The organism is Paraburkholderia dinghuensis (assembly GCF_003837865.1).
Taxonomy (GTDB): Bacteria; Pseudomonadota; Gammaproteobacteria; order Burkholderiales; family Burkholderiaceae; genus Paraburkholderia; species Paraburkholderia dinghuensis.
The window spans coordinates 1-26024 of the sequence record NZ_RQIS01000024.1; the positions used below are offsets into that span (position 1 = coordinate 1).

The window sequence follows — 26024 nt, forward strand, 5'->3', positions numbered from 1 at the left end:
ACAGGACCGTGAAACAACTCCACGCCGATGATAGTGCGGATTGCCCGTGTGAAAGTAGGTAATCGTCAGGCTCCTTATGCTGCAAGTCGAAACCCCGGACTCTCCGAAAGAGAGCCGGGGTTTCGGCGTTTACGCGCGCTCAAACGCTTCAGGAACGGCTTGCCCGGGTGCAAGACCGTAAGCGGGCACACCCCGGCGCAAGCCCGGGACGCCGACCCGGCAGGTCGCGCCGTGAAACCCACCAAAAAAAACCGTCCCGAAGGACGGCTTTCGCTCCTGGGACCCGGGCAAACTATCCCTGCGCAAGAAATCTCGTCGCTAGTTGCACCCAATATGACGAACCAACCGGCAACAGTTCGTCGTTGAAGTCGTAGCTCGCATTGTGCAACATGCACGGCCCCGAGCCGTGGCCCGCATCGCGATGACCGCCGTCCCCGTTACCCAGAAACGCGTAGCAGCCCGGCTTCTCGCGCAGCATGAACGAGAAATCCTCGGCGCCCATTGTCGGTTCGATGTTGGCATTAACGCGCTGTTCACCAACCACCTCGCGCATCACCTCCGCTGCAAACTGCGTTTCTTTGCTGCTGTTCACCGTCGGGGGATAGTTGCGGTGGAAGGTCACCTCGACTGAGCACTCATAGGCTTCCGCTGTGCTTTCTGCGATCTTGCGCAACCGCGATTCGATCAGATCCAGCGTCTGTGTCGTGAAGGTGCGGACTGTTCCGGCTAGCCACGCTTCATTCGGCACGACGTTCAACGCATCACCGGCGTGAATCTGCGTAATCGACAACACCGCCGTGTCGAGCGGTTTTTTGTTGCGCGTGATGATGCTTTGCAGTCCATTTGCGATCTGAACCGCAGTGAACACGGGATCGCGTCCGTAATGCGGCAGCGCAGCATGCGATCCGACACCTTTGATCACGATCCGGAATTCGTTGCTCGACGCCATGATCGGGCCTTCGGTTACTCCGAAGTACCCCGCCGGCATTCCCGGCCAGTTATGGATGCCGAAGACGGCATCGACCGGAAAACGCTCAAAGAGCCCATCTTCGATCATGGCTTTCGCGCCCGCCCCACCCTCTTCAGCGGGCTGGAAGATAAACACCACCGTCCCATCGAACTGACCGTGCTTCGCAAGATACTGCGCGGCGCCGAGCAGCATCGCCATATGGCCATCGTGCCCGCATGCGTGCATCTTTCCTTCGTTCCGCGAGCGGTGCTCAAACGTATTTTGTTCATGGATCGGCAGTGCATCCATGTCGGCGCGCAGGCCCACCGATCGCGTCCCATTGCCCTTTTTGAGCACACCGACCACGCCGGTTTTACCCATCCCGCGATGCACCTCGATCCCCCATTCGGTCAGCTTCGACGCGACGAGCTCGGACGTGCCGGTTTCTTCATAACGCAGTTCGGGGTGCGCGTGAATCGTTCGTCGGAGTGTCTGGATTTCGCCGTGGGCGGACTGGATTTCCGGGATCAGTTTCATGGCGGACGGTGCGTGAGCAGGTGAGCATCCGGAATCGAACCGGGTCAGGATTAATCATTCTACGCCCACGCCTTTTTTTTGCGAGACCGCATGGGCGCACCGGAGAGCGGTGGCCCGACCATACTAAAATCGCAAGACCGAAACGCCTCTCTGATTTGAAAGAGTCCCGATGAATGCATCAGCCGATTTCGCACGCGCGGTTTGTCCTCACGATTGTCCCGATACGTGCGCGATGCGCGTGACCGTCGAAGACGGCCGTGCGATCAAGATTGCGGGCGACCCCGATCACCCGCCGACGCAAGGCGTGCTCTGCACGAAGGTGAGCCGCTATGCAGAGCGCGTACATCATCCGATGCGTTTGACCCAACCGATGAAGCGCGTAGGCCGCAAAGGCGAGGGGCGTTTCGAGTCGATTAGTTGGGAAGAGGCGAGCGAAATTGCGGCGTCGCGGCTCGGCGAAATTGCGGCACGCACGCCCGAGGCGATTTTGCCGTACAGCTACGCGGGCACCATGGGGCTCGTGCAGGGCGACAGCATTGCCCAGCGGTTCTTCCACAAGCTCGGCGCGTCGCGGCTCGATCGCACGATTTGCGCCGCAGCGGGGGCTGCCGGCCTGCGCTATACGTATGGATCCAGCGTCGGCATGCACATGGAGCATTTCGCCGAAAGCGAAGTAATCCTGATTTGGGGCGGCAACCCGATCGCGTCGAATCTGCACTTCTGGACGCGAGCCCAGGAAGCGAAGCGTAACGGCGCCAAGCTGATCGCGATCGATCCGTACCGCTCGCTGACCGCGGAGAAGTGTCATCAGCACATCGCGCTGAAGCCCGGCACGGACGGTGCACTCGCGCTCGGCATGATGTACGTGCTGATTACCGACAACCGGCTCGATAACGATTACCTGGTCGCGCACACGCACGGCTACGAGGCGCTCAAGGCACGTGCGCTCACTTATTCGCCTGCACGCGTGGCCGAAATCTGCGGTATCGACGAGCAGGTCATCGTTGATCTTGCCCGTCTCTACGGTTCCACGCGCAAAGCGGCTATTCGCATGAACTACGGTTTGCAGCGTGTGCGCGGCGGCGGCAACGCCGTGCGCGCGATTGCCTGTCTGCCCGCACTCACCGGTGCATGGCGCGAGCGCGCGGGTGGCGTGCTGCTGTCGTCGTCGGGATGGGCGAACATCGACGCAAACGCGCTCCAGCGTCCCGATCTGATCCCCGGCTGGCCGAAGCGCTTGCCGCGTGTGATCAACATGAATCAGATTGGCAACGCGCTCACGCATGCGGGCGATGCCGCGTTCGGCCCAAAGATCGAGGCGATCGTGGTCTACAACTCAAATCCGGTGGCGGTTGCGCCTGATTCGCGCACGGTCGCGGCGGGCTTCGCGCGTGAGGATCTCTTTACGATCGTGCTCGAGCAGTTCCAGACCGACACGGCTGACTACGCCGATCTGTTGCTGCCCGCGACGACGCAACTCGAACACCTCGATGTCCACAAGTCATACGGCCATACGTACGTCATGGCGAATGTGCCCGCGCTCGCGCCGGTGGGCGAGGCGCGCCCAAACACGGAAATCTTCCGGACGATCGCGCGCAAGATGGGTTTGACGGAGCCTGCGCTCTTCGAGGCAGACGAAGACGTGGCAGCGCAAGCGTTCCAGTGGGGCGATCCGGTATTCGACGGCATCGACTGGACATCGCTGAAGGCAAATGGCTGGGCGAAACTCAACGTTGCCGATGCCCCGTTCGCCAATGGCGGTTTCCGCACGCCGTCGGGCAAGTGCGAGTTTTACAGCGACGTGCTCGCGAAAATGGGTCTTGACCCACTGCCTGATTACCTCCCGCCGTATGAGTCGGCGGACGGCGCGCCAGAACTCGCGGCCCGCTATCCGCTCGCGATGATCTCGCCGCCCGCGCGCAATTTCCTCAACAGCACGTTCGTGAATATCGAAAGCCTGCGTGCGACCGAAGGCGAGCCGCATGTCGACCTCAATCCCGCGGATGCGGTCAGCCGTGGCATCGCTGATGGCGACGAAGTGCGCGTCTTCAACGATCGCGGTGCGATGCGCGCGAGGGCTCGCGTCAGTGACCGCGCACGCGAGGGCCTCGTAGTCGGCTTGTCGATCTGGTGGAAGAAGTTGTCCCCGGACGGCCGCAATGCCAACGAGGTGACCAGCCAGGCGTTGACCGACCTCGGCGGCTCGGCGACGTTTTACGACTGCCTCGTCGAAGTCGAACGCGTCTGAGCCGGACAAGGCCAGCAAACACGCCGTATCAGGTGCCTGGACTCGTACGCCTCGTTTCTCGTGCTACGTCCTTTCGAGCCGCGTTTCTAACTTGCTGATTTGCGGGCTAAATCCGGGCGCTTCCGTGCTACGATCCACTTTTTAGCACGACCATTCGAAAATATTGGAGGCGACCCGGCATGCAAAAAGTCTGGCTGAAATCGTATCCCCCCGGTGTTCCAGCGGAAATCGATCCGGGCCGCTATGCGTCGATTACGGCGCTGCTCGAGGAGAGTTTCAGCACTTACAGGACGAAGCCCGCCTTTGCGTGCATGGGCAAGGAGATCACTTACGGTCAGCTTGACGACATTTCACGTCGGCTTGCGGCCTGGTTCCAGTCGCGTGGCCTCGCGCGTGGCGCGCGTATCGCGATCATGATGCCGAATGTCCTGCAGTACCCGATCGCGTTGGCTGCGATCTTGCGCGCGGGCTATGTCGTAGTGAACGTGAATCCGCTCTACACACCGCGTGAGCTCGAACATCAACTGAAGGACAGCGGCGCCGAGGCGATCGTCATCCTCGAAAATTTTGCGTCGACGCTCGATGCGGTCGTCGCCAACACCAGCGTCAAGCATATCGTGGTCGCCTCGATGGGCGATCTGCTCGGTGCGAAGGGCTGTCTCGTCAATTTCGTCGTGCGTCGCGTCAAGAAAATGGTGCCCGCCTGGACTCTGCGGGGCCATGTGCGCTTTAGGGACGCGATCGCCGCCAATGCTCCTTCGGCATTCAAGCCCGTCGATCAGAAGGGAGACGACGTGGCGTTTCTGCAATACACGGGCGGCACGACCGGCGTCTCGAAGGGCGCGACGCTGCTGCATCGCAATCTGATTGCGAACGTGCTGCAATCGGCTGCGTGGACCGAACCCGGCATGGTGAACCTGCCGGCCGACGCACAGACTGTGACGGTAGCGGCGCTGCCGCTCTATCACGTGTTTGCGCTGACCGTGTGCGGTCTGTTGTCGATGCACACGGGCGCCCTCACCATCCTGATTCCGAACCCGCGCGACATCGCGGGCATGATCAAGGAGTTACACGGCTACGCGATTACGACGTTCCCCGCGGTCAACACGCTGTACAACGCGATCCTCGATCATCCGGACTTCGGCAAGCTCGACTTCTCGAAGCTGCGCGTCGCCATTGGCGGCGGCATGGCGGTGCAGGAGGCCGTTGCGAACCGCTGGTTTGAGAAGACCCATACGCCGATCGTCGAGGGATACGGTCTCTCTGAAACTTCACCCATCGTGGCGTGCAATCCGGCGACGGTGACCGAATATACCGGCACGATCGGCCTGCCGATGCCCTCGACCGAAATCTCCATCCGCGACGACGCAGGCAACGAATTGTCGATCGGCGAAGCGGGCGAGATCTGCATTCGCGGGCCGCAGGTCATGGCGGGCTACTGGCAGCGGCCGGACGAAACGGCGAAGGTCATGACGCCGGACGGCTTCTTCAAGTCGGGTGACGTGGGGGTGGTGGACGCGCGCGGTTACGTGAAACTCGTCGACCGCAAGAAGGACATGATTCTGGTCTCGGGCTTCAACGTTTATCCGAATGAAGTGGAGGATGTCGTCGCGAAGCTGCCGGGTGTGTTCGAGGTGGCCGCGGTGGGGGTGCCCGACCCGCACTCGGGTGAGGCGGTGAAGCTCTTCGTCGTGAAGAAGGACCCGGCGCTCACCGATAAGGATGTCCTCGATTTCTGCAAGAAACAGCTCACGGGGTACAAGCGGCCGAAGCTCATCGAATTCCGCAGCGAATTGCCGAAGAGCAACGTCGGCAAGATCCTGCGCCGGCAACTGCGCGACAGCCACGCTTGAGCGGTACCACCGGCGCCGCGCCTTTCGAGGCGCCGGCGACCCGCGCTGGCCCGTTTGCGCGGACGTAACTCCAGCCATCGCCGGAACGGCCCGATCAGCGCAAGCCGATCGGGCCGTTTCGTTTACAGGCTGCCCGTCCGTTTCGTCAGTGCGTGCGATTCGGTTGGTCCGGCACCGCGTGCCACCAATGCAAAGAAAAAAGGCGCCCGGAGGCGCCTTTGAGAGTGATACGACTCTTCTTGTTAGAACTTGTGGCGGATGCCGACACGCGCCGTGAACTGGTTGGGGCCGCTCGATGCCGTCAGGTTGTTGATCGCAGCGACTGCCGCGTTTCCGGTCGAGTCCGTGCCCGTAGCGTGCTGATAAATGCCGATGACGTAGACGTCCGTGCGCTTCGACAGGAAGTAGTCCGTGCCGATCTGGTACTGGAAGTACTTCGCGGTACCCGTGCTCGTTCCGTTCGCCTTCGTGACGCTGCCGCGGTCCACGTAGTCGAACGCGAGGCCGCCCAGCAGAGCCGGCGTGAATTGGTACTTGAAGTTGACTTCGGCGTTGTTGAACGTAGCGTTCGTGCCGCGCTCAAAGTTCGTCGCGCCGTTCGCGCCGAGGTTGCGGAAGCTGACGTTCGAGTAGTTCAGGCCGAACGTCGCTGCACCGAACGTGTAGTTGCCGGCTACGCCGATTACCTGGTACGTGTTCGCGCTGAGGAAGCCAGAATAGACCGGCGTGCCGGCGCCGATCTTGCCAGGTGTCGTCGTCGTGGTGTTATTGCCCATCAGGCCGCCCGCATTCGACGGCGTGCGAGCGTTCAGGTAGCCAGCGGCGAGAGACAGCGGGCCGTTGTTATAGCTGCCGCCCAACGACCAGGTCTGGTTCTCCGTGAAGTTGCCTGCCTGACCGCCGAGGCTGTACATACCACCGAATTGCAGACCAGCGTAGTTCACGCTCGTGAACTTGATGGCGTTGTTGGTGCGGAAAGCGTTGTTGAAGTTGTCGACGTCACCCGGCTTGGCGCCGATGTAGCCGCTCCACTGGTCAGCTGCGATCAGCGGTCCGATGTAGTCGACGACGGAGTCGTACTGGCGACCCAGCGTGACCGCGCCGAACTGCGAGCTGCTCAGGCCGACGTAAGCCTGACGGCCGAAGAGCAGGCCGCCCAGGCCGATTGCGCCTGTGCCCAGATCGAAGCCGTTTTCGAGCACGAAGACTGCCTTCAGGCCGCCACCGAGATCTTCGGCGCCGCGCAGGCCCCAACGGCTGCCTTGCATCACGCCGCTCGACATGTTGTACAGGTGAGCGCTGCCAGTAGCAGTTTTGACGTTCGTAACGAGGTTGATGCCTTGGTCGATGATGCCGTACAGCGTGACGCTGCTTTGTGCGTGAGCGACACCGGCGAACGCGCCCAGTGCGGCAAGCGCGAGAAGCGATTTCTTCATTGTGAAAAGTCTCCAGTATTTTTGAATCTTTTTGATCAGGGCCGATTTTTATTGGATATGGGGCCCTGCAGGTAAGTTAACTTCGCGAGAAGTTGACTGTAATGTAACAGCCGTTTAACTCGGGCAAAGTGAAAATCCGGGTCACTTCTAAGTACATGTTTCGTTTACACAACATGGTCTAAAATATGCGGTTACTATCGGCGCTGCCCCTGATTGACGGTGTCGTAGCAGTTCCTGTAATGGCGAAAGACAGCCTGTTGTTCGCCCGACGCGTGTGCACCGAAAGGGAGGTTGGATGACGCTTGATGAGTTGATTACCGAATTTGATAGGGGCCTGCGCTCCATCACCGGCGTTTCCCGCATGACGCGGCCTATGCCGATGCCGTCCGCGCTGCCGGCGGCCACTGAATCCGCCGAAGGCGCCCCGCAGGCCGCTGCGGAACTCACGCAGGCTGAGCGTGCGCATGCCGCCGGGCTGATGCGCGTGAATCACGTTGGTGAGGTTTGCGCCCAGGCGCTCTATCAGGCGCAGAAGCTGGCCACGCGTTCGCCCACGCTCAAGGCGTCTTTTGGACAGGCCGCGCTGGATGAGGAGGATCACCTCGCGTGGACAGCACGCCGCCTCGAGGCGCTCGACTCGCGTCCCAGTTTGCTCAATCCGCTCTGGTATGCGGGGGCGCTCGCAATCGGTCTTGCTGCCGGCCGTTTCGGCGACAAGGTCAGTCTCGGTTTCATGGCCGAGACCGAGCGGCAGGTCGAGCATCATCTCGACGGCCACCTCGAAAGTCTGCCGCCCGCCGACCTCGAGTCGCGTGCTGTCGTCGAGCAGATGCGTGCCGACGAGATCGCTCACGCGAAGGCCGCGACAGACGCAGGCGGCACTGAGTTGCCTCTGCCGGTGCGTTCGCTGATGCGCGCAGCATCGAAGGTGATGACCCGTACCGCGTATTACATTTAAGGAATTGACTTGGGGTGGCGCTGCGCCGCCCCGGTTTTCAGCACACTAGTCCGTTCAGCTTGTCCCGCGCTTTTGTCCCCGCCGAATCCCACTCTGCTCGCGGTTTTCCCTCCGCTTTTCACGTATCACCTTCACAACCTGCGTTAGTGCATTAATTCATAACAGTTTTTGTTTTTTTATTCGACTTTCAGAAGTGCCGCTAAGTCATTGTTCTAACGGACAAATCTCGTTAAAAAACGCTCCGCGTCCCTTGACCCTCGTGGGGCGTTACTCTAAAGTGGGAGACAGTGTGAGAAAGTGTATTTTCGTGTGATTTCGGGTGTCAGTTCGGGTAAATTTTTTAAAATTGGGGCAGGCGGCTAGCGGTCCCGGGTGAGAGGGGAGCAAATTGTTCCAGGGGGCGTCGGCGCTGACACTCGATGCGAAAGGACGGATGTCGATTCCGTCGCGCTATCGGGACGCGCTGCAACAACAGGCAGAAGGACGGGTGACGATTACCAAGCACCCGGACGGCTGCCTGTTGCTCTTTCCTCGCCCCGAATGGGAAGTATTCCGCGCGAAGGTTGCCGGGTTGCCGATGGATGCACATTGGTGGCGTCGTATTTTTCTCGGCAATGCGTCCGATGTCGATCTCGACGGCGCGGGTCGCGTACTCGTTTCACCTGAATTGCGTCTCGCAGCGGGAATGGAAAAGGAAGTCATGCTGCTTGGCATGGGTAGTCATTTTGAGTTGTGGGATGCGCAGACCTACGCGGCTAAGGAACAGGCCGCGATGGCGCAGGGCATGCCCGACGCCCTGAAGAATTTCACGTTCTGATCGCGGTTTAGAGAGCTATGTCATCTGCGATGGGACAAGGATTGCAGCATCGCACGGTGCTGCTCGACGAAGCGGTCGATGCACTCGTCACGCGTGCGGACGGCGTCTATGTGGACGGCACGTTCGGGCGTGGCGGGCATAGCCGCGCGGTTCTCGCGAGGCTGTCCGAAGCCGGGCGCCTGATCGCGTTCGACAAGGACCCGCAGGCGATCGCGACGGCCGCGACGATCGAGGACTCGCGTTTTTCGATCGTGCACGAAAGCTTTGCTTCTCTGAGCGACGCTCTGGCGTCGCGCGGGGTAGGGCGTGTGTCGGGTGTGCTGCTGGATCTTGGTGTGTCGTCGCCGCAATTCGACGACCCGCAGCGCGGCTTTAGTTTCCGCGCGGATGGCCCGCTCGACATGCGGATGGACCCGACGCGCGGCGAGTCTGCCGCTGACTGGCTCGCGCGGGCCACGGTGCAGGAACTGACGGAGGTGATACGGGATTATGGGGAAGAACGGTTTGCTTTTCAGATTGCAAAGGCGCTTGTTGCTCGCCGGGCAGAATCCGACCGTCTCGGGCCTCTCGACAGCACGAGCGAGCTTGCCCAAATCGTGGCTAACGTCGTCAAGACACGTGAGAAGGGTAAGGACCCGGCAACCCGCACCTTTCAGGCTATACGGATTCACGTCAATCAAGAGCTTGCGGAGTTGCAGGTCGTTCTAGAAGCGGCGTTGACGTCGCTGGAGCAGGGGGGGCGGCTCGTGGTCATCAGCTTTCATTCGCTCGAAGACCGGATCGTCAAGCGGTTCATGCAGGCGCACGCGAGTGCGCCTGCTGTCGATCGTCGCCTGCCGATTCGTGCCGTCGATCTGCCGAGCCCGCCGCTTAAACTGATCGGCCGTGTGTTCGCTAGCGACGCCGAAGTCGCGGCGAACCCGCGCGCCCGCTCAGCCGTGATGCGCATCGCGGAGCGCGTCACGCCATGAGCCGCCTGAACATCTTCCTGCTGATCGTCGTGATGGGCTGTGCGTTGTCGGTCGTCAATGCCACTAATCAGCAGCGTCAGTTCTTCATCCAGTTGCAGCGTGCGCAGTCGCAGGAGCGCCAGCTTCAGCAGGACTATGCGCAGCTCCAGTATCAGCAGAGCGCACTGTCGAGGTCGGCTCGCATCGAACAGCTCGCCACCGACTCGCTCAAGATGCAGCCCGTCGCGACCGGACGAACGCAATATCTGACCCTCGCGCCCGGGGCCGCCACCGCCTCGGACGCACCCGTGCCCACGTCGGCGCCGGTCTCCTCCACGGCCGCTACTTCGAGCCGTAGCGGAGGCACGCGATGAAAAAGGGCAATAGCCGCAAGAGCGTCGCCTTTTCATCGAATCCGATCCTGTCCGTGCGGCTGCCGATGTGGCGCTCGAAGCTCGTCGTGTTCCTGCTTTTCATGGCGTTTGCTGCGCTTGCCGCGCGCGCGTTCTGGATCCAGGGCCCGGGCAATGCGTTCTATCAAAAGCAGGGTGAAAGCCGCTATCAGCGCACGGTCGAATTGCCTGCCACGCGCGGCAAAATCCTCGACCGCAACGGGCTCGTTCTCGCGACGAGCCTGCCCGTGCGCGCCATCTGGGCGATCCCTGAAGACGTGCCCGACGATCTCGGCGCCGACAAGCTGACCCAGCTCGGCCAGTTGCTCAGCGTGCCGACGACCGACCTGCGCAAGAAGCTCTCCGAAGGCAAAAGTTTCGTCTACGTGAAGCGCCAGGTACCGCTCGACGTCGCCGCCAAAGTGGCGGCACTCGACATTCCGGGCATCTATCAGCGTAACGAATACAAGCGCTTCTATCCGGAGGGCGAGGTCACGGCTCACCTGATCGGCTTCACGAATGTTGAAGACGAGGGGCAGGAGGGCGTCGAGCTCAGCAACGAAAAGATTCTCGAAGGCGTGTCGGGCATCCGTCACGTCATCAAGGACCGCATGGGCCACGTGGTCGAGGATCTCGACGAGCAGGTCGTGCCGCACGATGGACAGGACGTGCGTCTGTCGATTGACAGCAAGATCCAGTACATCGCCTATTCGAACCTGAAGGCCGCCGTGGAGAAGTTCAAGGCGAAGGCCGGCGCGGCCATGGTGGTGGACGTGCGCACGGGTGAAGTGCTCGCGCTCGTCAATTATCCGACCTACAACCCGAACGATCGCTCGCGCCTCACGGGCGAGCAGCTGCGCAACCGCGCCCTGACCGACGTGTTCGAGCCCGGCTCGATCATGAAGCCGTTCACGGTGTCGCTCGCGCTCGATCTGCACAGGGTTTCGCCCACTACACTGGTGGATACGGGCCCGGGCCGCTTCATGCTGGACGGCGCGCAGATCACCGACGACAGTGCGTTCGGCGTCCTGACCGTGGGCGGCGTGATCCAGAAGTCGAGCAACATTGGCGCGACGAAGATCGCGATGACGCTCAAGCCCGAAGAAATGTGGAACATGTATACGAGCATCGGACTGGGCCAGGCGCCGAAGGTCGGGTTCCCCGGCGCGGTGGCGGGACGTCTGCGTCCCTGGAAAAGCTGGCGTCGCATCGAGCAGGCGACGATGTCGTACGGCTATGGCCTGTCGGTGTCGTTGTTCCAGCTTGCGCGCGCCTATACGGCGATCGCGCACGATGGCCAGATTCTTCCCGTCACGATCTTCCGGCATCCGGGCGACGACCAGCAGCAGGTCGCGGGCACGCAGGTCTTCGCGCCGACCACCGCGCGCGAAGTGCGCACGATGCTCGAGTCCGTGGTGTCGACGCAGGGCACATCGCCGGATGCAGCGGTGCCGGGTTACCGGGTCGGTGGCAAGTCAGGTACGGCGTACAAGCATGTGGGTCGCGGCTACGACAAGTCGAAGTACCGCGCGTCGTTCGTCGGCATGGCGCCGATGCCGAATCCGCGTATCGTCGTTGCCGTATCGGTCGACGAGCCAACCGCCGGCAGCCACTTCGGCGGCCAGGTGTCGGGTCCGGTGTTCTCGAGCATCGTCGGCGATACGCTGCGCTCGCTGAACGTGCCGCCCGATATGCCCGTCAAGCAGCTCGTCGTCTCCGACGACACCGCACCGGCGACGCCGCCGAGCACGCCCGCGTCGGGCGCCGCCGCCTCGCCGGTCAAGCGCATTGCCGCCACGCCCAAGGTCGCTGCGGCGACCCGTCAACTGACTGTCGCCGATAACGCGAAAAACCGTCCCGGAGTCGTTCGATGAGCGCCACGCGCACCCAGCATCCCGCGCACCGGCAGATCGCGGACGCCCTCGCGTGGCTGCGCGCGCACGTCTCGCCACAGGCCGACCTGCATGCCGACACGCGTTCGCTCAAAGCGGGCGACGTGTTCGTCGCGTATGCGGTCGAGGGGGCGGACAACCGCGGGCATATCGACAAAGCCATCGAGTGTGGCGCAAGCGCCGTTCTCTATCAGCCGGAAGGTTTCGCGGGCCAGCTTGACGCGTCGATATCACTCGCGGTGCCGCAGCTCGACGTGCTGGCGGGAGAGATCGCGAGCGGCTGGTACAGCGATCCGAGCGACGCGATGCTTGTGGTCGGCGTGACTGGCACCAACGGCAAGACGTCGTGCAGCCAGTGGGTCGCGTCGGCGCTCACGGCGATCGGCCAGAAGTGCGCCATCGTCGGTACGCTCGGTAGCGGTTTTCCGGGGCAGCTCGTCCATACGGGCTTCACGACACCCGACGCGTCGCAGTTGCAGCGCAGCCTTGCACATCTGCGTGAATCCGGGGCGCAGGCCGTGGCGATGGAAGTGTCGTCGCACGCGCTGCATCAGGGACGCGTGAATGGCACCTCGTTCGATATCGCGATCTTCACGAATCTCACGCAGGATCACCTCGACTATCACCGCACCTTCGACGCCTACGAGGCCGCGAAGTCGCGGCTTTTCGCTTGGCCGGGGCTGCGCGCAGCGGTGATCAACGCCGACGATGCAGCGGGCCAGCGCCTGATCGCCTCGACGCGTGGTCATGCGCGCACAATCGCTTACGGCGTCCAGTTGCCCGCTGGCGATGCGCCGATCGATCGCATGGACGCGGACGCCTGGCTGCGCGCAACGAACGTGCGCGCGACGGCCGCGGGCACGGCGTTTCATCTCGCGACTTCGGACTGGGGCGATGCCGAAGTCGAAGTAGAGACGCTCGGCCTCTTCAACGTGAGCAATCTGCTCGGCGTGCTCGGCGCGCTCCTCGCGGCGAACGTGCCGTTCGTGGCAGCGCTCGGCGAACTTGCGAAGCTGCAGCCGGTGAACGGCCGCATGGAGCGACTGGGTGGCCGCATCGATCATGACGAGCCGCTCGTCGTCATCGATTATGCGCACACACCCGACGCGCTCGAAAAAACGCTGGAGGCGCTGCGCCCGATCGCGGCGGCGCGTGGCGGCCAGCTCGTCTGCATGTTCGGCTGCGGCGGCGATCGCGACGCGACCAAGCGTCCGCTGATGGGCGCGATTGCGGAACGGATCGCCGATCAGGTCGTCGTGACGAGCGACAACCCGCGCAGCGAGTCGCCCGCCGCGATCATCGACCAGATCGCCGCCGGCATGCACGAGAGCGCAAAGATCCGCCGCATCGAGGACCGCGCGAGCGCGATCCTGCAGGCGGTGCGAGGCGCGTCGCGTGAAGACGTCGTCGTGCTGGCCGGCAAGGGCCACGAGTCGACTCAGGAAATCATGGGCAAGAAGCGAGCGTTTTCCGATCAGGACCACGCACGGCTTGCTCTCGCAGCCCGTGTCGCGCACGGGCGCGGAGGTGGTGAATGACGATGCTTTCCCTGCTCGATGCAGCGGCGTTGATTCCGGGCGCGAGTGTGCTCGGCGACGAGAACGCGACGTTCGAGCGTATTTCGACCGATAGCCGCACGGTCGGTCCCGGCGATCTCTTCGTGGCGCTCAAGGGCGACCGATTCGACGCACACGACTTCCTGCCCGAGGTGGCGAACCGGCACGTGAGCGCGGTGCTGGTCTCGCGCAGTCCCGGGGACTGGCGCATTCCGGCACTGCGCGTGGACGACACGCGCTCGGCGCTCGGTGCGCTCGCACTCGGCTGGCGGCGGCGCTTCACGCTGCCGCTCGTTGCGGTGACGGGTAGCAACGGCAAGACGACGGTCAAGGAAATGATCGCGTCGATCTTCGCGGTGGCAGTGGGTGTTGAGCAACGGCTCGCGACCGCCGGGAACCTCAATAACGACATCGGCGTACCGCTTACGCTGTTGCGTTTGTCGAGCGCGCATCGCCTCGCGGTCGTTGAACTCGGAATGAATCATCCGGGCGAAACGAGCGTGCTCGCGCAGTTCGCCGAGCCGACCGTCGCTGTCGTCAACAACGCACAGCGCGAGCACCAGGAATTCATGGCGACGGTGGAAGCCGTCGCGCTCGAGCACGCAAGCGTAATCCACACGCTGAAGCCTGAAGGCGTCGCGGTGTTTCCCGCCGACGACGCCTACGCGGGTATCTGGCGCGTCGCCGCGACGGGCTCGCAGGTGCTCGATTTCGCGCTCCATACTGAAGAGCGCGCGATCGAGGCTGCGGTGACCGGCAAGCTCACGGGCAACCGTCTCGCGATCGCGACGCCTGACGGTCATATCGAAGTCGAATTGCAGGTGCTTGGCGCACACAACGCACACAACGCGCTCGCTGCTGCTGCAGCGGCGCTGGCAGCGGGCGTTTCACTCGATGCGATTCGTCGCGGGCTAGAAGGGTTTTCGCCGGTGAAGGGCCGTTTGCAGGTGAAACAGGCGGCGCTAGGGGAACTTGCGGGCGCCACGGTAATCGACGACACCTACAACGCAAACCCGGACTCCGTGCGCGCGGCGATCGATGTGCTTGCCGCGAACGCTGCGCCGCGCGTGCTCGTGCTCGGCGACATGGGCGAAGTTGGCGACAACGGTCCCGCGTTTCACCAGGAGGTGGGCGCGTATGCGAAGGAGCGCGGCATCGACGCGCTCTACACGCTCGGCGACGCGGCGCGCGACACGTCGGAGGCATTCGGCGCGAACGCGATGCACGCCGCCGGCGTCGGCGAACTGGTGAACGCGCTGGCAGGAGCCGGTTACGGCAGCCGAGCAACGATCCTGGTGAAAGGCTCGCGCTTCATGCAGATGGAGCGTGTGGTGGCCGCGCTTACGAATCCGCATAACCCTGCGCCGGACGCTGCGTCCGGTGCGCACTGAAATACAAAGGAATACAAGGCATGCTACTGGCGCTGGCGCAATGGCTGCAGAATGACGCAAGCTTCTTGCGCGTGTTCAGTTATCTGACGTTCCGCGCGGTGATGGCGACCATCACCGCGATGGCGATCGGGCTCTTCTGCGGCCCGTGGGTCATTCGTAAGCTGACCGCGATGAAGGTCGGTCAGGCGGTTCGCACGGACGGCCCGCAAACGCACCTCGTGAAGTCGGGCACGCCGACCATGGGCGGCGTGCTGATCCTGATGGGCATCGCAGTTTCGACGCTGCTTTGGGGCGACCTCACGAACCGCTTCATCTGGATCGTCATGCTGGTGACGTTCGGCTTCGGCATGATCGGCTGGGTCGACGATTATCGCAAAGTCGTCCACAAGGACCCGCGCGGTATGTCGTCGCGCGAGAAGTACTTCTGGCAATCGGTGATCGGCCTTTTCGCGGCCGTGTATCTCGCGTTCAGCGTATCCGAGGCGAACAACGTGCGCGTGTTCGATCTCTTCATGGCGTGGCTGCGCAGTGGCTTCTCGATGGGCCTGCCCGCACGTGCGGACCTCTTGCTGCCGTTTTTGAAGTCGATGACGTATCCGCTCGGCGTGTGGGGCTTCATCGCACTCACGTATTTCGTGATCGTCGGCGCGAGCAACGCAGTCAATCTCACCGACGGTCTCGATGGCCTCGTCATCATGCCGGTCGTGCTCGTGGGTGGGTCGCTCGGCGTGTTCGCCTACGTGATGGGTAGCTCCGTCTATTCGAAATATCTGCTGTTCCCGCACATTCCCGGTGCGGGTGAATTGCTCATCTTCTGCGCGGCGATGGGTGGGGCAGGGCTCGCGTTCCTCTGGTTCAACACGCATCCCGCGCAGGTGTTCATGGGCGACGTGGGCGCGCTCGCGCTCGGCGGCGCCCTTGGCACCATCGCCGTGATCGTGCGCCAGGAGATCGTGCTCTTCATCATGGGCGGCATCTTCGTCGCGGAGACGCTCTCCGTCATGCTGCAAGTCACATGGTTCAAATATACGAAGAAGCGTTACGGCGAGGGCCGCCGCATCTTCAAGATGGCGCCGCTGCATCACCATTTCGAGTTGTCCGGCTGGAAAGAAACGCAGGTGGTCGTGCGTTTCTGGATCATCACGTTGATGCTGTGTCTGTTTGGTTTGTCCACTCTCAAGCTGCGTTGAGCAGTCCCATCGAGTAAGAAAGGGAAACAAGCGATGTTTGGCGAGAAGTTTCGGGATCGGCAAAAGCCGATGGTGCTCGTGCTGGGGCTCGGTGAATCGGGCCTCGCGATGGCGCGTTGGTGCGCGCGGCAGGGTTGCCGCCTGCGCGTCGCCGACACGCGCGAGGCGCCGCCGAACTTGCCCGAACTCGCCGCGCGCGGCATCGACGCCGATTTCATCGGCGGTCCGTTCACGACTGCACTGCTCGACGGCGTCGAACTCGTCGCGATCAGCCCAGGCCTCTCGCCGCTCGCCGCCGACCTCGTGCCGCTGGTTGCAGCCGCGCGCGAGCGGGGTATCGAAGTCTGGGGCGAACTCGAACTCTTCGCGCAGGCGCTGCGCCATCTCGGCGAAAGCAGCTACGCGCCGAAGGTGCTCGCGATCACGGGCACGAACGGCAAGACCACGACGACAAGCCTCACAGGCATGCTCTGCGAGCGTGCGGGCAAGCGCGTCGCGGTGGCGGGCAACATCAGCCCCGCGATGCTCGACAAACTCGCCGAGGCGATTGATAACACGGCTCTGCCCGATATCTGGGTGCTCGAACTGTCGAGTTTCCAGCTTGAGACATCGCAAACATTCGCCCCCGATGCGGCTGCGATCCTCAATATCACGCAGGACCATCTGGACTGGCACGGCGGCCTCGATGCCTATGCCGCCGCGAAGGGGCGCATTTTCGGGCCGCAGACGACGCGCGTGCTCAATCGCGACGACAAGCGCGTGATGGCGCTCGCTCCCGCGGCCGATAGCTCTGCTCGCGCGGTGACGTTCGGTCTCGATGAACCGCAGCGCGATGGCGACTATGGCCTCTTGCGCGAGAGCGGCATGCTGTGGCTCGCGGAAGCGCACGACCGCGACGCATCTGACGAACCCGTTTCGCCGCGTCGGCGCAAGCAGCAGGACGCAGCGCCGGTGAACATCGGCCTCAAACGCCTGATGCCCGCCGACGCGTTGCGCATCCGCGGACTGCACAACGCGGCGAACGCACTCGCGGCCTTCGCACTTGCGCGCGCGATCGACCTGCCTGCCGCGCCGTTGCTGCACGGCCTGCGCGAGTACCGCGGCGAGCCGCATCGCGTGGAATTGATCGCGTCGATCGAAGGCATCGACTACGTGGACGACAGCAAGGGCACGAACGTTGGCGCGACGGTTGCGGCGCTCGACGGCCTCGCGCAGCGCGCGGTGCTGATCGCGGGCGGCGACGGCAAGGGTCAGGACTTCGAACCACTCGCCGAGCCCGTCGCGCGCTGGTGCCGCGCGGTGATGCTGATCGGCCGCGATGCGCCGCAGATCCGTAGCGCGCTCGAATCCACCGGCATCGTCATCGACGATCATCCGACGCTCGAAGCCGCCACGCGCGCCGCGACGGCGCTCGCGCAGCCGGGTGACGTCGTGCTGCTCTCGCCGGCATGCGCAAGCTTTGACATGTTCAAGGGCTACGCCCATCGCGCGGCCGTGTTTCGCGACACGGTAGAGGAAATCGCCGCAGAACGAGGGACGATGATATGAGCTGGTCCGAGCGGTTCGGTTCGCGTCTTTCGGGTCACGGCGCTGGCGCAGGCGGTGCCTCGGCGAAGGGTTCGACGCGCGCAAGCGGACTCGCGAGCGTCGTCAACGGAGTGCGGCCCGCGCGCTCGCGCATGCTGGACTACGATCACTCGCTCTTGTGGGCGGTGATTGCGTTGCTCGGACTCGGTGTGGTGATGGTGTATTCGGCGTCGATCGCCATGCCCGATTCGCCGAAGTACGCCGCGTACCACGACTACGCATTCCTCGCGCGTCACATCGTTTCGCTCGTGGTTGCCGCGATCGCCGCGCTGATTGCATTCCGCATCCCCGTTTCGACGTGGGAACGCTACGCGCCGAAGCTATTCATCATCTCGCTCGTGATGCTCGTCATCGTGCTGATTCCGCATATCGGCAAGGGCGTGAACGGTGCGCGCCGCTGGATTCCGCTCGGCATCACGAACATGCAGCCGTCGGAAATCATGAAGCTCGCCGTGACGATTTACGCGGCGAACTACACGGTGCGCAAGCAGGAATACATGCACAGCTTCGCCAAGGGATTTCTGCCGATGGGGTTCGCGGTCGGCGTCGTGGGTGCGCTTCTGCTGCTCGAACCCGACATGGGTGCGTTCATGGTGATCGCCGCGATCGCGATGGGCGTGCTGTTTCTCGGCGGCGTGAACGGCAAGCTGTTTGGCGGGCTCGTGGCGACGGCGGTCGGCACCTTCACGGTGCTCGTGTGGGCCTCGCCGTGGCGTCGCGAACGGATCTTCGCGTATCTCGATCCGTGGGATGACCGTTACGCCCAGGGCAAGGCCTATCAGCTCACGCACTCGCTGATCGCGTTCGGACGTGGCGAGTGGTTCGGCGTGGGACTCGGCGGCAGTGTCGAGAAGCTCAGTTACCTGCCCGAAGCGCACACCGACTTCATCCTCGCCGTGATCGGCGAGGAACTCGGCTTTGTGGGCGTGCTCGTCGTGATCCTGCTGTTCTACTGGATCGTGCGTCGTTCGTTCGAGATCGGCCGCCAGGCGCTTGCGCTCGATCGCACGTTCGCGGGGCTCGTCGCGAAGGGCGTCGGCGTGTGGTTCGGCGCGCAGGCGTTCATCAACATGGGTGTGAACCTCGGTCTGCTGCCGACCAAGGGTCTCACGCTGCCGCTCGTGAGCTACGGCGGTTCGGGCATTCTGCTCAACTGCATCGCGGTGGCGTTGCTGCTGCGCGTGGATTACGAGAACCGGGTGTTGATGCGCGGAGGCAAGGTATGACCACGCCGCGCACACTCATGGTGATGGCCGGCGGCACCGGGGGACACGTGTTCCCGGGGCTGGCGGTCGCGCACCGCATGCAGTCGTGGGGCTGGCGCGTGGTGTGGCTCGGCAATCCCGCGGGCATGGAAGCGACGCTCGTGCCGAAGCACGGCATTCCGATGGAATTCGTGCGTTTCGGCGGCGTGCGCGGCAAGGGCATCAAGACCAAGCTCATGCTGCCGCTCAACCTGCTGCGCGCGTTCACGCAGAGCCGCGCTGCGCTGGCCCGCGTGAAGCCTGACGTCGTGCTCGGCATGGGCGGCTACATTACGTTTCCGGCGGGCGTGATGAGTGCGGTCTCGGGCGCACCGCTCGTGCTGCATGAGCAGAACTCGATTGCGGGTCTCGCGAACAAGGTGCTCGCGAAGCTCGCGAAGCGCGTGCTCGTCGCATTTCCGGGCGCGCTGCCGCACGCCGAGTGGACCGGCAACCCGATTCGCGAGGAACTCGAACACGTCGACGAGCCTCATGCGCGCTACGCGTCGCGAAGCGGTCCGTTGCGAGTGCTCGTGGTGGGCGGCAGCCTCGGCGCGGCGGCGCTCAACGAAGTCGTGCCGCGTGCGCTTGCGCTAATCGCGCCGGGCGAGCGTCCGTTCGTCGTGCATCAGGCGGGCGCGAAGCACATCGACGCATTGAAGGCCAATTACCTCGACGCCGGTATCGAGCCGGGTGAGAACGCGCAGCTCGTGCCGTTCATCGACGACATGGCGCGCGCTTATCACGACGCGGATCTCGTGATCTGCCGCTCGGGCGCGATGACCGTGGCCGAGATTGCGGCGGTCGGTGTGGCGGCGTGCTTCGTGCCGTTCCCGTTCGCCGTGGATGACCATCAGACCACCAACGCTGCGTTCCTCGCCGACAAGGGCGCGGCGCGCGTGGTGCAACAACGCGACCTGACGGCGGAATCGCTCGCCGACTGGTTGCGGCAACAAAACAGAGAATCGCTGGCAGATATGGCAGGGCGCGCACGCGCGCTCGCAAAACCCGACGCCGCCGATCAGGTCGCAAGCATTTGCGCGGCCGTAGCGGGCGCAAGTCCGGGAGGAAAGCAATGAAACACATCGTCAAACAGATCCATTTCGTCGGCATCGGCGGTGCGGGCATGAGCGGCATCGCCGAAGTGCTCGTCAACCTCGGCTATCAGGTGAGCGGCTCGGACCTCACGAAGAACGCCGTCACCGACCGGCTCGCCGCGCTGGGCGCGCGCATCTCGATCGGCCACAACGCAGAGAACATCGAAGGCGCGAACGCCGTGGTCGTCTCGACCGCGGTGCGCAGCGACAACCCCGAAGTGCTCGCGGCGCGCCATCGCCGCATTCCGATCGTGCCGCGCGCGGTGATGCTCGCGGAACTCATGCGCCTGAAACAGGGCATCGCGATTGCAGGCACGCACGGCAAGACCACGACGACCTCGCTCGTCGCGAGCGTGCTGGCGGCGGGCGGGCTCGATCCGACTTTCGTCATCGGCGGGCGTCTCATCAGCGCGGGCGCGAATGCGCGCCTCGGCACGGGCGACTTCATCGTCGCGGAAGCCGACGAATCGGACGCCTCGTTCCTGAATCTCTTCCCGGTGATCGAAGTCATCACGAACATCGACGCCGATCACATGGACACCTACGGGCACGACTTCGCGCGCCTGAAGCAGGCGTTCATCGAATTCACGCACCGGTTGCCGTTCTATGGCATCGCCGTGCTGTGCGTCGACGATCCGAACGTGAAGGAGATCCTGCCGTTCGTGTCGAAGCCGATCATCCGATACGGCTTCGCGTCCGATGCGCAGGTGCGCGCGGTGAACGTCGTTGCGCGCGACGGCAAGATGTACTTCACGGCGATGCGCGAAGATGCGCCCTCGATCGACATCGTGTTGAACCTTCCCGGTACGCACAATGTCCAGAACGCACTGGCCGCCATCGCGATCGCGACCGAACTCGAAGTGAAGGACGCGGATATCCAGCGCGCGCTGGCCGAATTCAACGGTGTGGGTCGTCGCTTCCAGCGCTACGGCGAAATCCCGGTCAACGGCGGTGGCACTTATACGTTGATCGACGACTACGGCCATCACCCGGTTGAGATGGCCGCGACGATCGCGGCGGCGCGCGGTGCGTTTCCCGAGCGTCGCCTCGTGCTGGCGTTCCAGCCGCACCGCTATACGCGCACGCGTGACTGCTTCGAAGATTTCGTGAAAGTGCTGTCGACCGTCGACGCACTCGTGCTGACCGAGGTCTACGCTGCCGGCGAAGCGCCGATCGTCGCCGCCGATGGCCGCGCGCTCGCGCGTGCGCTTCGTGTAGCGGGCAAGGTCGAGCCGGTGTTCGTCGAGGCGGTGGACGAGATGCCGGATGCGCTCGCTGCAGTGGTGCGCGACGGCGACGTGGTGATTACGATGGGCGCGGGTTCGATCGGCGGCGTGCCGGGTCGGATCGCTGCCCAGGAACAGAAGGTGTGAGATGACGAGCAGTATCGATCCCAAACAATTCGGCAAGGTCGCGGTGCTGTTCGGCGGTGTGTCCGCCGAACGCACGGTCTCGCTCAAGTCCGGCACGCTCGTGTGCGAAGCGCTGCGAAGCGCGGGCATCGACGCGCACCTCTTCGATCCGTCCGAGCGGCCGCTTTCGGCGCTCAAGGATGAGGGCTTCGTGCGCGCGTTCAATGCGCTGCACGGCGGCTACGGCGAAAACGGCCAGATCCAGGGCGCGCTCGACTTCTACGGCATCCGCTATACCGGCACGGGCGTGCTCGGCTCGGCACTCGGGCTCGACAAGTTCCGCAGCAAGCTCGTGTGGCAGCAACTTGGCATTCCCACGCCGCCGTTCGAAGCCGTGCTGCGCGGCGACGACTACGCCGCGAAGGCACCGGCCATCGTCGCGAAGCTCGGCTTGCCGCTCTTCGTGAAGCCGGCGAGCGAAGGCTCGAGCGTTGCGGTCATCAAGGTGAAGGCCGCCGCCGATCTCGTGCCGGCACTTGAAGAAGCCGCGAAGTTCGACAAGATCGTGCTCGTGGAGAAGAGCATCGAGGGCGGCGGCGAGTACACGTCGTGCATTGCGGGCGACCTCGACCTGCCGCTTATCAAGATCGTGCCCGCGGGCGAGTTCTACGACTACGACGCGAAGTACATCCTCGACTCCACGCAGTACCTGATTCCGTGTGGCGTGGCGCCGGAGGAAGAGGCGCGGTTGAAGAAGCTCGCGCGCCGCGCGTTCGACGTGCTCGGCTGCACCGATTGGGGCCGGGCCGATTTCATGATCGACGGCGAGGGCAACCCGTATTTCCTGGAAGTGAACACGGCGCCGGGCATGACCGATCACTCGCTGCCGCCGAAGGCGGCGCGTGCGGTCGGCATTGCGTATCAGGACCTGGTCGTGAAGGTTCTGGCACTTACTCTGACGGATTGACGCCACTAACGGACCTTTACTGACGAATTGAATTAAGCCAGTTCACGCAACAATCTCGAACTCGACATGTGGAATAACGTACGCCAGCTCAACCTCCTCGCCAATGCGTTGCATGCGCTGCTCGCGCTTGCATTGCTGGCGGCCGGCGGTCTTTGGCTGGTGCAGCGACCGAATTTCGCGCTGCGCGAGATCCGCATCGAGGGCGACACCGACCACATCAACGCGCCGACGGTCCGTGCAAGCGTGGTGGGTCGATTGAAAGGCAACTTCTTCACGGTCGATCTCGACGCCGCGCGCCAGGCATTCGAGCAGATGCCATGGGTGCGCCGCGCGAGTGTGCGCCGCGTCTGGCCGAACGCGCTCGCGGTGAGCCTCGAGGAGTACAAGCCGCTCGGCACGTGGGGCAGCGATCAGTTGGTGAGTACGGACGGTGAGCTTTTCACCGCGAACCAGGGCGAGCTGGACACGGACCTGCCCGCGTTCGAAGGACCGGACGGTAGCGCGAAGGAAGTGGTTGCGCGTTACCACGACTTTGAGAAGTGGTTTGCGCCGCTCGGCCTCACGCCGGACGAAGTGACGCTCTCGCCGCGCTACGCGTGGACCGTGAAGCTTTCGAATGGCACGCAGGTGGAACTTGGCCGCGAGCGCAACGCGGACACACTCGGGGAGCGCGCGCATCGCCTCATCGCGGCATGGACGGCGGTCACGCAACGTTGGGGAAAGGACATCGAATATGCGGACTTGCGCTATCCGAACGGTTTTGCGATTCGAGCGGCCGGCATGCGCTTTATCACTGACACGGCCTCACGCAAGAAGTAACAGCACATCACACGCAACGAGCACGCTATGAGTAAAGACTATAAAGATCTGCTGGTCGCCCTCGACATCGGGACGTCGAAGGTGGTGGCTGTCGTCGCCGAGTTGAAGGGCGAAGGCCACTACGAGGTGATCGGGCTCGGCCAGAGCGAATCGAAGGGGCTCAAAAAAGGCGTCGTGGTGAACATCGAGGCCACGGTGCAGTCTATCCAGCGTGCGCTGGAAGAAGCGGAGCTGATGGCCGACTGCAAGATCACCAACGTGTTCACCGGCATCGCGGGCAGCCACATCCGCAGCTTCAATTCGAGCGGGATGGTCGCCATCAAGGAGAAGGAGGTTACGCAGGCCGACGTCGCGCGCGTGATCGAGACCGCGAAGGCGATCAACATCCCGACCGACCAGCAGGTGCTGCATATCCTCACGCAGGAATTCATCATCGACGGTCAGGAGGATGTGCGCGAGCCGATCGGCATGAGCGGCATCCGTCTGGAAGTGAAGGTGCATATCGTGACGGGCGCGGTCAGCGCGGCGCAGAACATCGTGAAGTGCGTGCGCCGCTGCGGCCTCGAAGTGAACGACCTGATCCTGCAGCCGCTTGCGTCGTCGCTGGCGGTGCTGACCGAGGACGAGAAGGAACTGGGCGTCGTGCTCGTGGATGTGGGCGGCGGCACGACCGACATCGCGATTTTCAGCGAAGGCGCGATTCGCCATACCGCGGTGATTCCGATCGCGGGCGACCAGGTGACGAGCGACATTGCGATGGCGCTTCGCACGCCGACGCCCGACGCGGAAGACATCAAGGTCAGCTACGGCATCGCGAAGCAGGCACTCGCCGATCCGGACGAAATGATCGAAGTGCCGGGGCTCGGCGAACGCGGGCCGCGCACGCTGTCACGCCAGGCGCTGGCGGCCGTGATCGAGCCGCGCGTCGAAGAGCTGTTCTCGCTCGTGCAGCAGGTGGTGCGCGAGTCGGGTTACGAAGAGTTGCTGAGCTCGGGCGTCGTGCTGACGGGCGGCGCCGCGATGATGCCGGGCATGGTTGAACTCGGCGAAGACATTTTCCTGAAGCCGGTGCGCATTGGCGTGCCGGAATATGCGGGCGGTCTTGCGGACGTGGTGCGCAATCCGCGTTACTCGACGGCGATGGGCCTGCTGGTGGAAGGCCGCTCGCAGCGTATGCGCGGTCGCAAGGTTGCGGTTCAGTCGGGGTCGATGGGGCAGGTCTTCACGCGGATGAAGGACTGGTTCCTCGGCAACTTCTGACGAACGGGATGGGAATACGCGCTGGTGCCGGCGGCTGGCGCGCGGAGGAAGGTTGCCCGATCTTCCACCGGATAACGGCCGAGGAGCGGTATCTCTTTCTTGACGGAGGCAACATGGAATTCCAGATGCTGGAAACCGAAACCAACGGCACCATCATCAAGGTGGTGGGCGTGGGTGGCGCTGGCGGCAATGCCGTTCAGCACATGATCAACCGCGGCGTGCAAGGCGTCGATTTCATCGTCATGAACACGGACGCGCAGGCGCTCTCGCGTTCGCGTGCGTCGGCCGTGATCCAGCTCGGTAACACGGGTCTGGGCGCAGGTGCGAAGCCGGAGATGGGTCGCGCGGCTGCAGAAGAAGCACGTGAGCGTATCGCCGACGGACTGCGTGGCGCGCACATGGTGTTCATCACCGCAGGCATGGGCGGCGGTACGGGCACGGGCGCGGCACCGGTCGTGGCGCAGATCGCCAAGGAAATGGGCATTCTGACCGTCGGCGTCGTGAGCAAGCCGTTCGAGTTCGAGGGCGGCAAGCGCATGCGCGTGGCAGAAACCGGTGCGCAGCAACTGGAGGATCACGTCGACTCGCTGATTGTCGTCCTGAACGACAAGCTGTTCGACGTGATGGGCGATGACGCCGAAATGGACAAGTGCTTCCAGTGCGCTGACGACGTTCTGAACAACGCGGTTGCCGGCATCGCCGAAATCATCAACGTCGACGGTCTCGTGAACGTCGACTTCGAAGACGTGAAGACGGTGATGGGTGAGCAGGGCAAGGCGATGATGGGCACGGCGACGGTCGCCGGTGTCGATCGCGCGCGCCTCGCGGCGGAACAGGCCGTGGCGAGCCCGCTGCTCGAAGGTGTCGATCTGTCGGGTGCGCGTGGCGTGCTGGTCAACATCACGTCGAGCCGTTCGCTGCGTCTGTCGGAAACGCGCGAAGTGATGAACACCATCAAGAGCTACGCGGCGGAAGACGCCACGGTGATCTTCGGCGCGGTGTACGACGACGCGATGGGCGACGCGCTGCGTGTGACGGTGGTCGCGACGGGTCTCGGCCGCGTGGCGAAGAAGCAGCAGTCTGCGGCACCGATGACGCTGCTGCGCACCGGTACGGACAACCATCCGATCCCGACGATGCAGACGTACGCAACGCACGCGCAGGCCGGTTCGACGGCCGACTACGGCGCGCTCGATACGCCGGCCGTCTGGCGCACGTCGCGCGACACCGCCGCTTCGCACGTTCAGGCGCTGCAGGAAAAGGGCGTCGACACGTACGATATTCCGGCGTTTTTGCGCAAGCAGGCGGACTGAGCGTGTGGATGTCTGGCTGCGGCGCGGCGCAGTTTTTGCGCTCGCCCGCGGACGGACCAGGGACTTGAGTCGGCGCTAAAGCGCGAACTCCGGTCGACACACGCGAAGCGTCGCAATGATGGTCAGCAGAGCTGCATCCGCGAGGATGTGCGGCAGGGACGGTTGCCGGCTACGCTATGGGCGGAGCGGCAAGGGTGGCGTGCCGCCTGACGATCC

The 26024-nt window shown here is 63.6% G+C and carries 20 protein-coding genes; 18 read left to right on the top strand and 2 right to left on the bottom strand.

The window, feature by feature from the left end:
- Positions 1 to 292: 292 nt before the first annotated feature.
- Complete coding sequence (locus tag D1Y85_RS24035) at positions 293 to 1486, bottom strand: M20 aminoacylase family protein (protein ID WP_124153584.1); 1194 nt, start codon at positions 1484 to 1486, stop codon at positions 293 to 295.
- Between the two features lie 169 nt (positions 1487 to 1655).
- Here D1Y85_RS24035 and D1Y85_RS24040 point away from each other — a divergent pair, with 169 nt between their 5' ends.
- A complete protein-coding gene (locus tag D1Y85_RS24040) occupies positions 1656 to 3734 on the top strand; it encodes a molybdopterin-containing oxidoreductase family protein (RefSeq protein ID WP_124153585.1) in 2079 nt (692 codons plus the stop codon).
- A 179-nt stretch (positions 3735 to 3913) separates the two neighbouring features.
- Positions 3914 to 5587, top strand: a complete 1674-nt coding sequence (locus D1Y85_RS24045) for a long-chain fatty acid--CoA ligase (RefSeq protein WP_124153586.1) — start codon at positions 3914 to 3916, stop codon at positions 5585 to 5587.
- Positions 5588 to 5829: 242 nt separating this feature from the next.
- On the opposite strand, the gene D1Y85_RS24050 is transcribed toward D1Y85_RS24045, so the two are convergent.
- Positions 5830 to 7023, bottom strand: coding sequence for a porin (locus tag D1Y85_RS24050; RefSeq protein WP_124153587.1), 1194 nt, complete (start codon positions 7021 to 7023; stop codon positions 5830 to 5832).
- A 295-nt stretch (positions 7024 to 7318) separates the two neighbouring features.
- On the opposite strand from D1Y85_RS24050, the gene coq7 reads away from it, so the two are divergent.
- The 16 genes from coq7 to ftsZ all read left to right on the top strand — a co-directional run bounded on the left by coq7 (position 7319) and on the right by ftsZ (position 25808).
- Positions 7319 to 7981 carry a 2-polyprenyl-3-methyl-6-methoxy-1,4-benzoquinone monooxygenase gene (gene coq7 / locus D1Y85_RS24055; protein WP_124153588.1) on the top strand — a complete coding sequence of 221 codons (663 nt, stop codon included), beginning with the start codon at positions 7319 to 7321 and terminating at the stop codon, positions 7979 to 7981.
- A 388-nt stretch (positions 7982 to 8369) separates the two neighbouring features.
- On the top strand, positions 8370 to 8798 hold the full coding sequence (mraZ, locus tag D1Y85_RS24060) for a division/cell wall cluster transcriptional repressor MraZ (protein WP_124153589.1): 429 nt from the start codon (positions 8370 to 8372) through the stop codon (positions 8796 to 8798).
- Positions 8799 to 8815: 17 nt separating this feature from the next.
- Entirely contained in the window at positions 8816 to 9769 is a 954-nt protein-coding gene (gene rsmH, locus D1Y85_RS24065; protein ID WP_124153590.1) for a 16S rRNA (cytosine(1402)-N(4))-methyltransferase RsmH, read from the top strand.
- The gene (ftsL, locus tag D1Y85_RS24070) at positions 9766 to 10122 is read left to right on the top strand and encodes a cell division protein FtsL (RefSeq protein ID WP_124153591.1); all 357 of its coding nucleotides are present in this window, start codon (positions 9766 to 9768) and stop codon (positions 10120 to 10122) included. Before rsmH ends, ftsL begins: the two co-directional genes overlap by 4 nt.
- On the top strand, positions 10119 to 12014 hold the full coding sequence (locus D1Y85_RS24075) for a peptidoglycan D,D-transpeptidase FtsI family protein (RefSeq protein ID WP_124153592.1): 1896 nt from the start codon (positions 10119 to 10121) through the stop codon (positions 12012 to 12014). Before ftsL ends, D1Y85_RS24075 begins: the two co-directional genes overlap by 4 nt.
- Positions 12011 to 13570, top strand: a complete 1560-nt coding sequence (locus D1Y85_RS24080) for a UDP-N-acetylmuramoyl-L-alanyl-D-glutamate--2,6-diaminopimelate ligase (RefSeq protein WP_124153593.1) — start codon at positions 12011 to 12013, stop codon at positions 13568 to 13570. Before D1Y85_RS24075 ends, D1Y85_RS24080 begins: the two co-directional genes overlap by 4 nt.
- The gene (locus D1Y85_RS24085) at positions 13567 to 14979 is read left to right on the top strand and encodes a UDP-N-acetylmuramoyl-tripeptide--D-alanyl-D-alanine ligase (RefSeq protein ID WP_124153594.1); all 1413 of its coding nucleotides are present in this window, start codon (positions 13567 to 13569) and stop codon (positions 14977 to 14979) included. Before D1Y85_RS24080 ends, D1Y85_RS24085 begins: the two co-directional genes overlap by 4 nt.
- Positions 14980 to 14999: 20 nt before the next feature.
- Positions 15000 to 16169 carry a phospho-N-acetylmuramoyl-pentapeptide-transferase gene (mraY, locus tag D1Y85_RS24090; protein WP_124153595.1) on the top strand — a complete coding sequence of 390 codons (1170 nt, stop codon included), beginning with the start codon at positions 15000 to 15002 and terminating at the stop codon, positions 16167 to 16169.
- A 33-nt stretch (positions 16170 to 16202) separates the two neighbouring features.
- A complete protein-coding gene (gene murD / locus D1Y85_RS24095; protein WP_124153596.1) occupies positions 16203 to 17717 on the top strand; it encodes a UDP-N-acetylmuramoyl-L-alanine--D-glutamate ligase in 1515 nt (504 codons plus the stop codon).
- The gene (gene ftsW / locus D1Y85_RS24100; protein WP_124153597.1) at positions 17714 to 18982 is read left to right on the top strand and encodes a putative lipid II flippase FtsW; all 1269 of its coding nucleotides are present in this window, start codon (positions 17714 to 17716) and stop codon (positions 18980 to 18982) included. Before murD ends, ftsW begins: the two co-directional genes overlap by 4 nt.
- Positions 18979 to 20079 carry an undecaprenyldiphospho-muramoylpentapeptide beta-N-acetylglucosaminyltransferase gene (murG, locus tag D1Y85_RS24105; protein ID WP_124153598.1) on the top strand — a complete coding sequence of 367 codons (1101 nt, stop codon included), beginning with the start codon at positions 18979 to 18981 and terminating at the stop codon, positions 20077 to 20079. Before ftsW ends, murG begins: the two co-directional genes overlap by 4 nt.
- Positions 20076 to 21470 carry a UDP-N-acetylmuramate--L-alanine ligase gene (gene murC / locus D1Y85_RS24110; RefSeq protein ID WP_124153599.1) on the top strand — a complete coding sequence of 465 codons (1395 nt, stop codon included), beginning with the start codon at positions 20076 to 20078 and terminating at the stop codon, positions 21468 to 21470. The genes murG and murC overlap by 4 nt, the downstream gene beginning before the upstream one ends.
- Position 21471: 1 nt before the next feature.
- Positions 21472 to 22416 (top strand): D-alanine--D-alanine ligase, encoded by a 945-nt coding sequence (locus tag D1Y85_RS24115; RefSeq protein WP_124153600.1) that lies wholly within the window; start codon positions 21472 to 21474, stop codon positions 22414 to 22416.
- Between the two features lie 66 nt (positions 22417 to 22482).
- Positions 22483 to 23235, top strand: coding sequence for a cell division protein FtsQ/DivIB (locus D1Y85_RS24120; protein WP_124153601.1), 753 nt, complete (start codon positions 22483 to 22485; stop codon positions 23233 to 23235).
- A gap of 27 nt (positions 23236 to 23262) precedes the next feature.
- Positions 23263 to 24495: a cell division protein FtsA gene (ftsA, locus tag D1Y85_RS24125; RefSeq protein WP_124153602.1), complete on the top strand. Its 1233-nt coding sequence runs from the start codon at positions 23263 to 23265 to the stop codon at positions 24493 to 24495.
- Between the two features lie 113 nt (positions 24496 to 24608).
- A complete protein-coding gene (gene ftsZ, locus D1Y85_RS24135) occupies positions 24609 to 25808 on the top strand; it encodes a cell division protein FtsZ (protein WP_124153603.1) in 1200 nt (399 codons plus the stop codon).
- Positions 25809 to 26024: the final 216 nt, after the last annotated feature.

Bases quoted from the DNA above. Each gene is read 5' to 3' on its own strand.
- D1Y85_RS24035 (WP_124153584.1), bottom strand. From the start codon at position 1,486: ATGAAACTGATCCCGGAAATCCAGTCCGCCCACGGCGAAATCCAGACA.
- D1Y85_RS24040 (WP_124153585.1), top strand. From the start codon at position 1,656: ATGAATGCATCAGCCGATTTCGCACGCGCGGTTTGTCCTCACGATTGT.
- D1Y85_RS24045 (WP_124153586.1), top strand. From the start codon at position 3,914: ATGCAAAAAGTCTGGCTGAAATCGTATCCCCCCGGTGTTCCAGCGGAA.
- D1Y85_RS24050 (WP_124153587.1), bottom strand. From the start codon at position 7,023: ATGAAGAAATCGCTTCTCGCGCTTGCCGCACTGGGCGCGTTCGCCGGT.
- coq7 (WP_124153588.1), top strand. From the start codon at position 7,319: ATGACGCTTGATGAGTTGATTACCGAATTTGATAGGGGCCTGCGCTCC.
- rsmH (WP_124153590.1), top strand. From the start codon at position 8,816: ATGTCATCTGCGATGGGACAAGGATTGCAGCATCGCACGGTGCTGCTC.
- ftsL (WP_124153591.1), top strand. From the start codon at position 9,766: ATGAGCCGCCTGAACATCTTCCTGCTGATCGTCGTGATGGGCTGTGCG.
- D1Y85_RS24075 (WP_124153592.1), top strand. From the start codon at position 10,119: ATGAAAAAGGGCAATAGCCGCAAGAGCGTCGCCTTTTCATCGAATCCG.
- D1Y85_RS24080 (WP_124153593.1), top strand. From the start codon at position 12,011: ATGAGCGCCACGCGCACCCAGCATCCCGCGCACCGGCAGATCGCGGAC.
- D1Y85_RS24085 (WP_124153594.1), top strand. From the start codon at position 13,567: ATGACGATGCTTTCCCTGCTCGATGCAGCGGCGTTGATTCCGGGCGCG.
- mraY (WP_124153595.1), top strand. From the start codon at position 15,000: ATGCTACTGGCGCTGGCGCAATGGCTGCAGAATGACGCAAGCTTCTTG.
- murD (WP_124153596.1), top strand. From the start codon at position 16,203: ATGTTTGGCGAGAAGTTTCGGGATCGGCAAAAGCCGATGGTGCTCGTG.
- ftsW (WP_124153597.1), top strand. From the start codon at position 17,714: ATGAGCTGGTCCGAGCGGTTCGGTTCGCGTCTTTCGGGTCACGGCGCT.
- murG (WP_124153598.1), top strand. From the start codon at position 18,979: ATGACCACGCCGCGCACACTCATGGTGATGGCCGGCGGCACCGGGGGA.
- murC (WP_124153599.1), top strand. From the start codon at position 20,076: ATGAAACACATCGTCAAACAGATCCATTTCGTCGGCATCGGCGGTGCG.
- D1Y85_RS24115 (WP_124153600.1), top strand. From the start codon at position 21,472: ATGACGAGCAGTATCGATCCCAAACAATTCGGCAAGGTCGCGGTGCTG.
- D1Y85_RS24120 (WP_124153601.1), top strand. From the start codon at position 22,483: ATGTGGAATAACGTACGCCAGCTCAACCTCCTCGCCAATGCGTTGCAT.
- ftsA (WP_124153602.1), top strand. From the start codon at position 23,263: ATGAGTAAAGACTATAAAGATCTGCTGGTCGCCCTCGACATCGGGACG.
- ftsZ (WP_124153603.1), top strand. From the start codon at position 24,609: ATGGAATTCCAGATGCTGGAAACCGAAACCAACGGCACCATCATCAAG.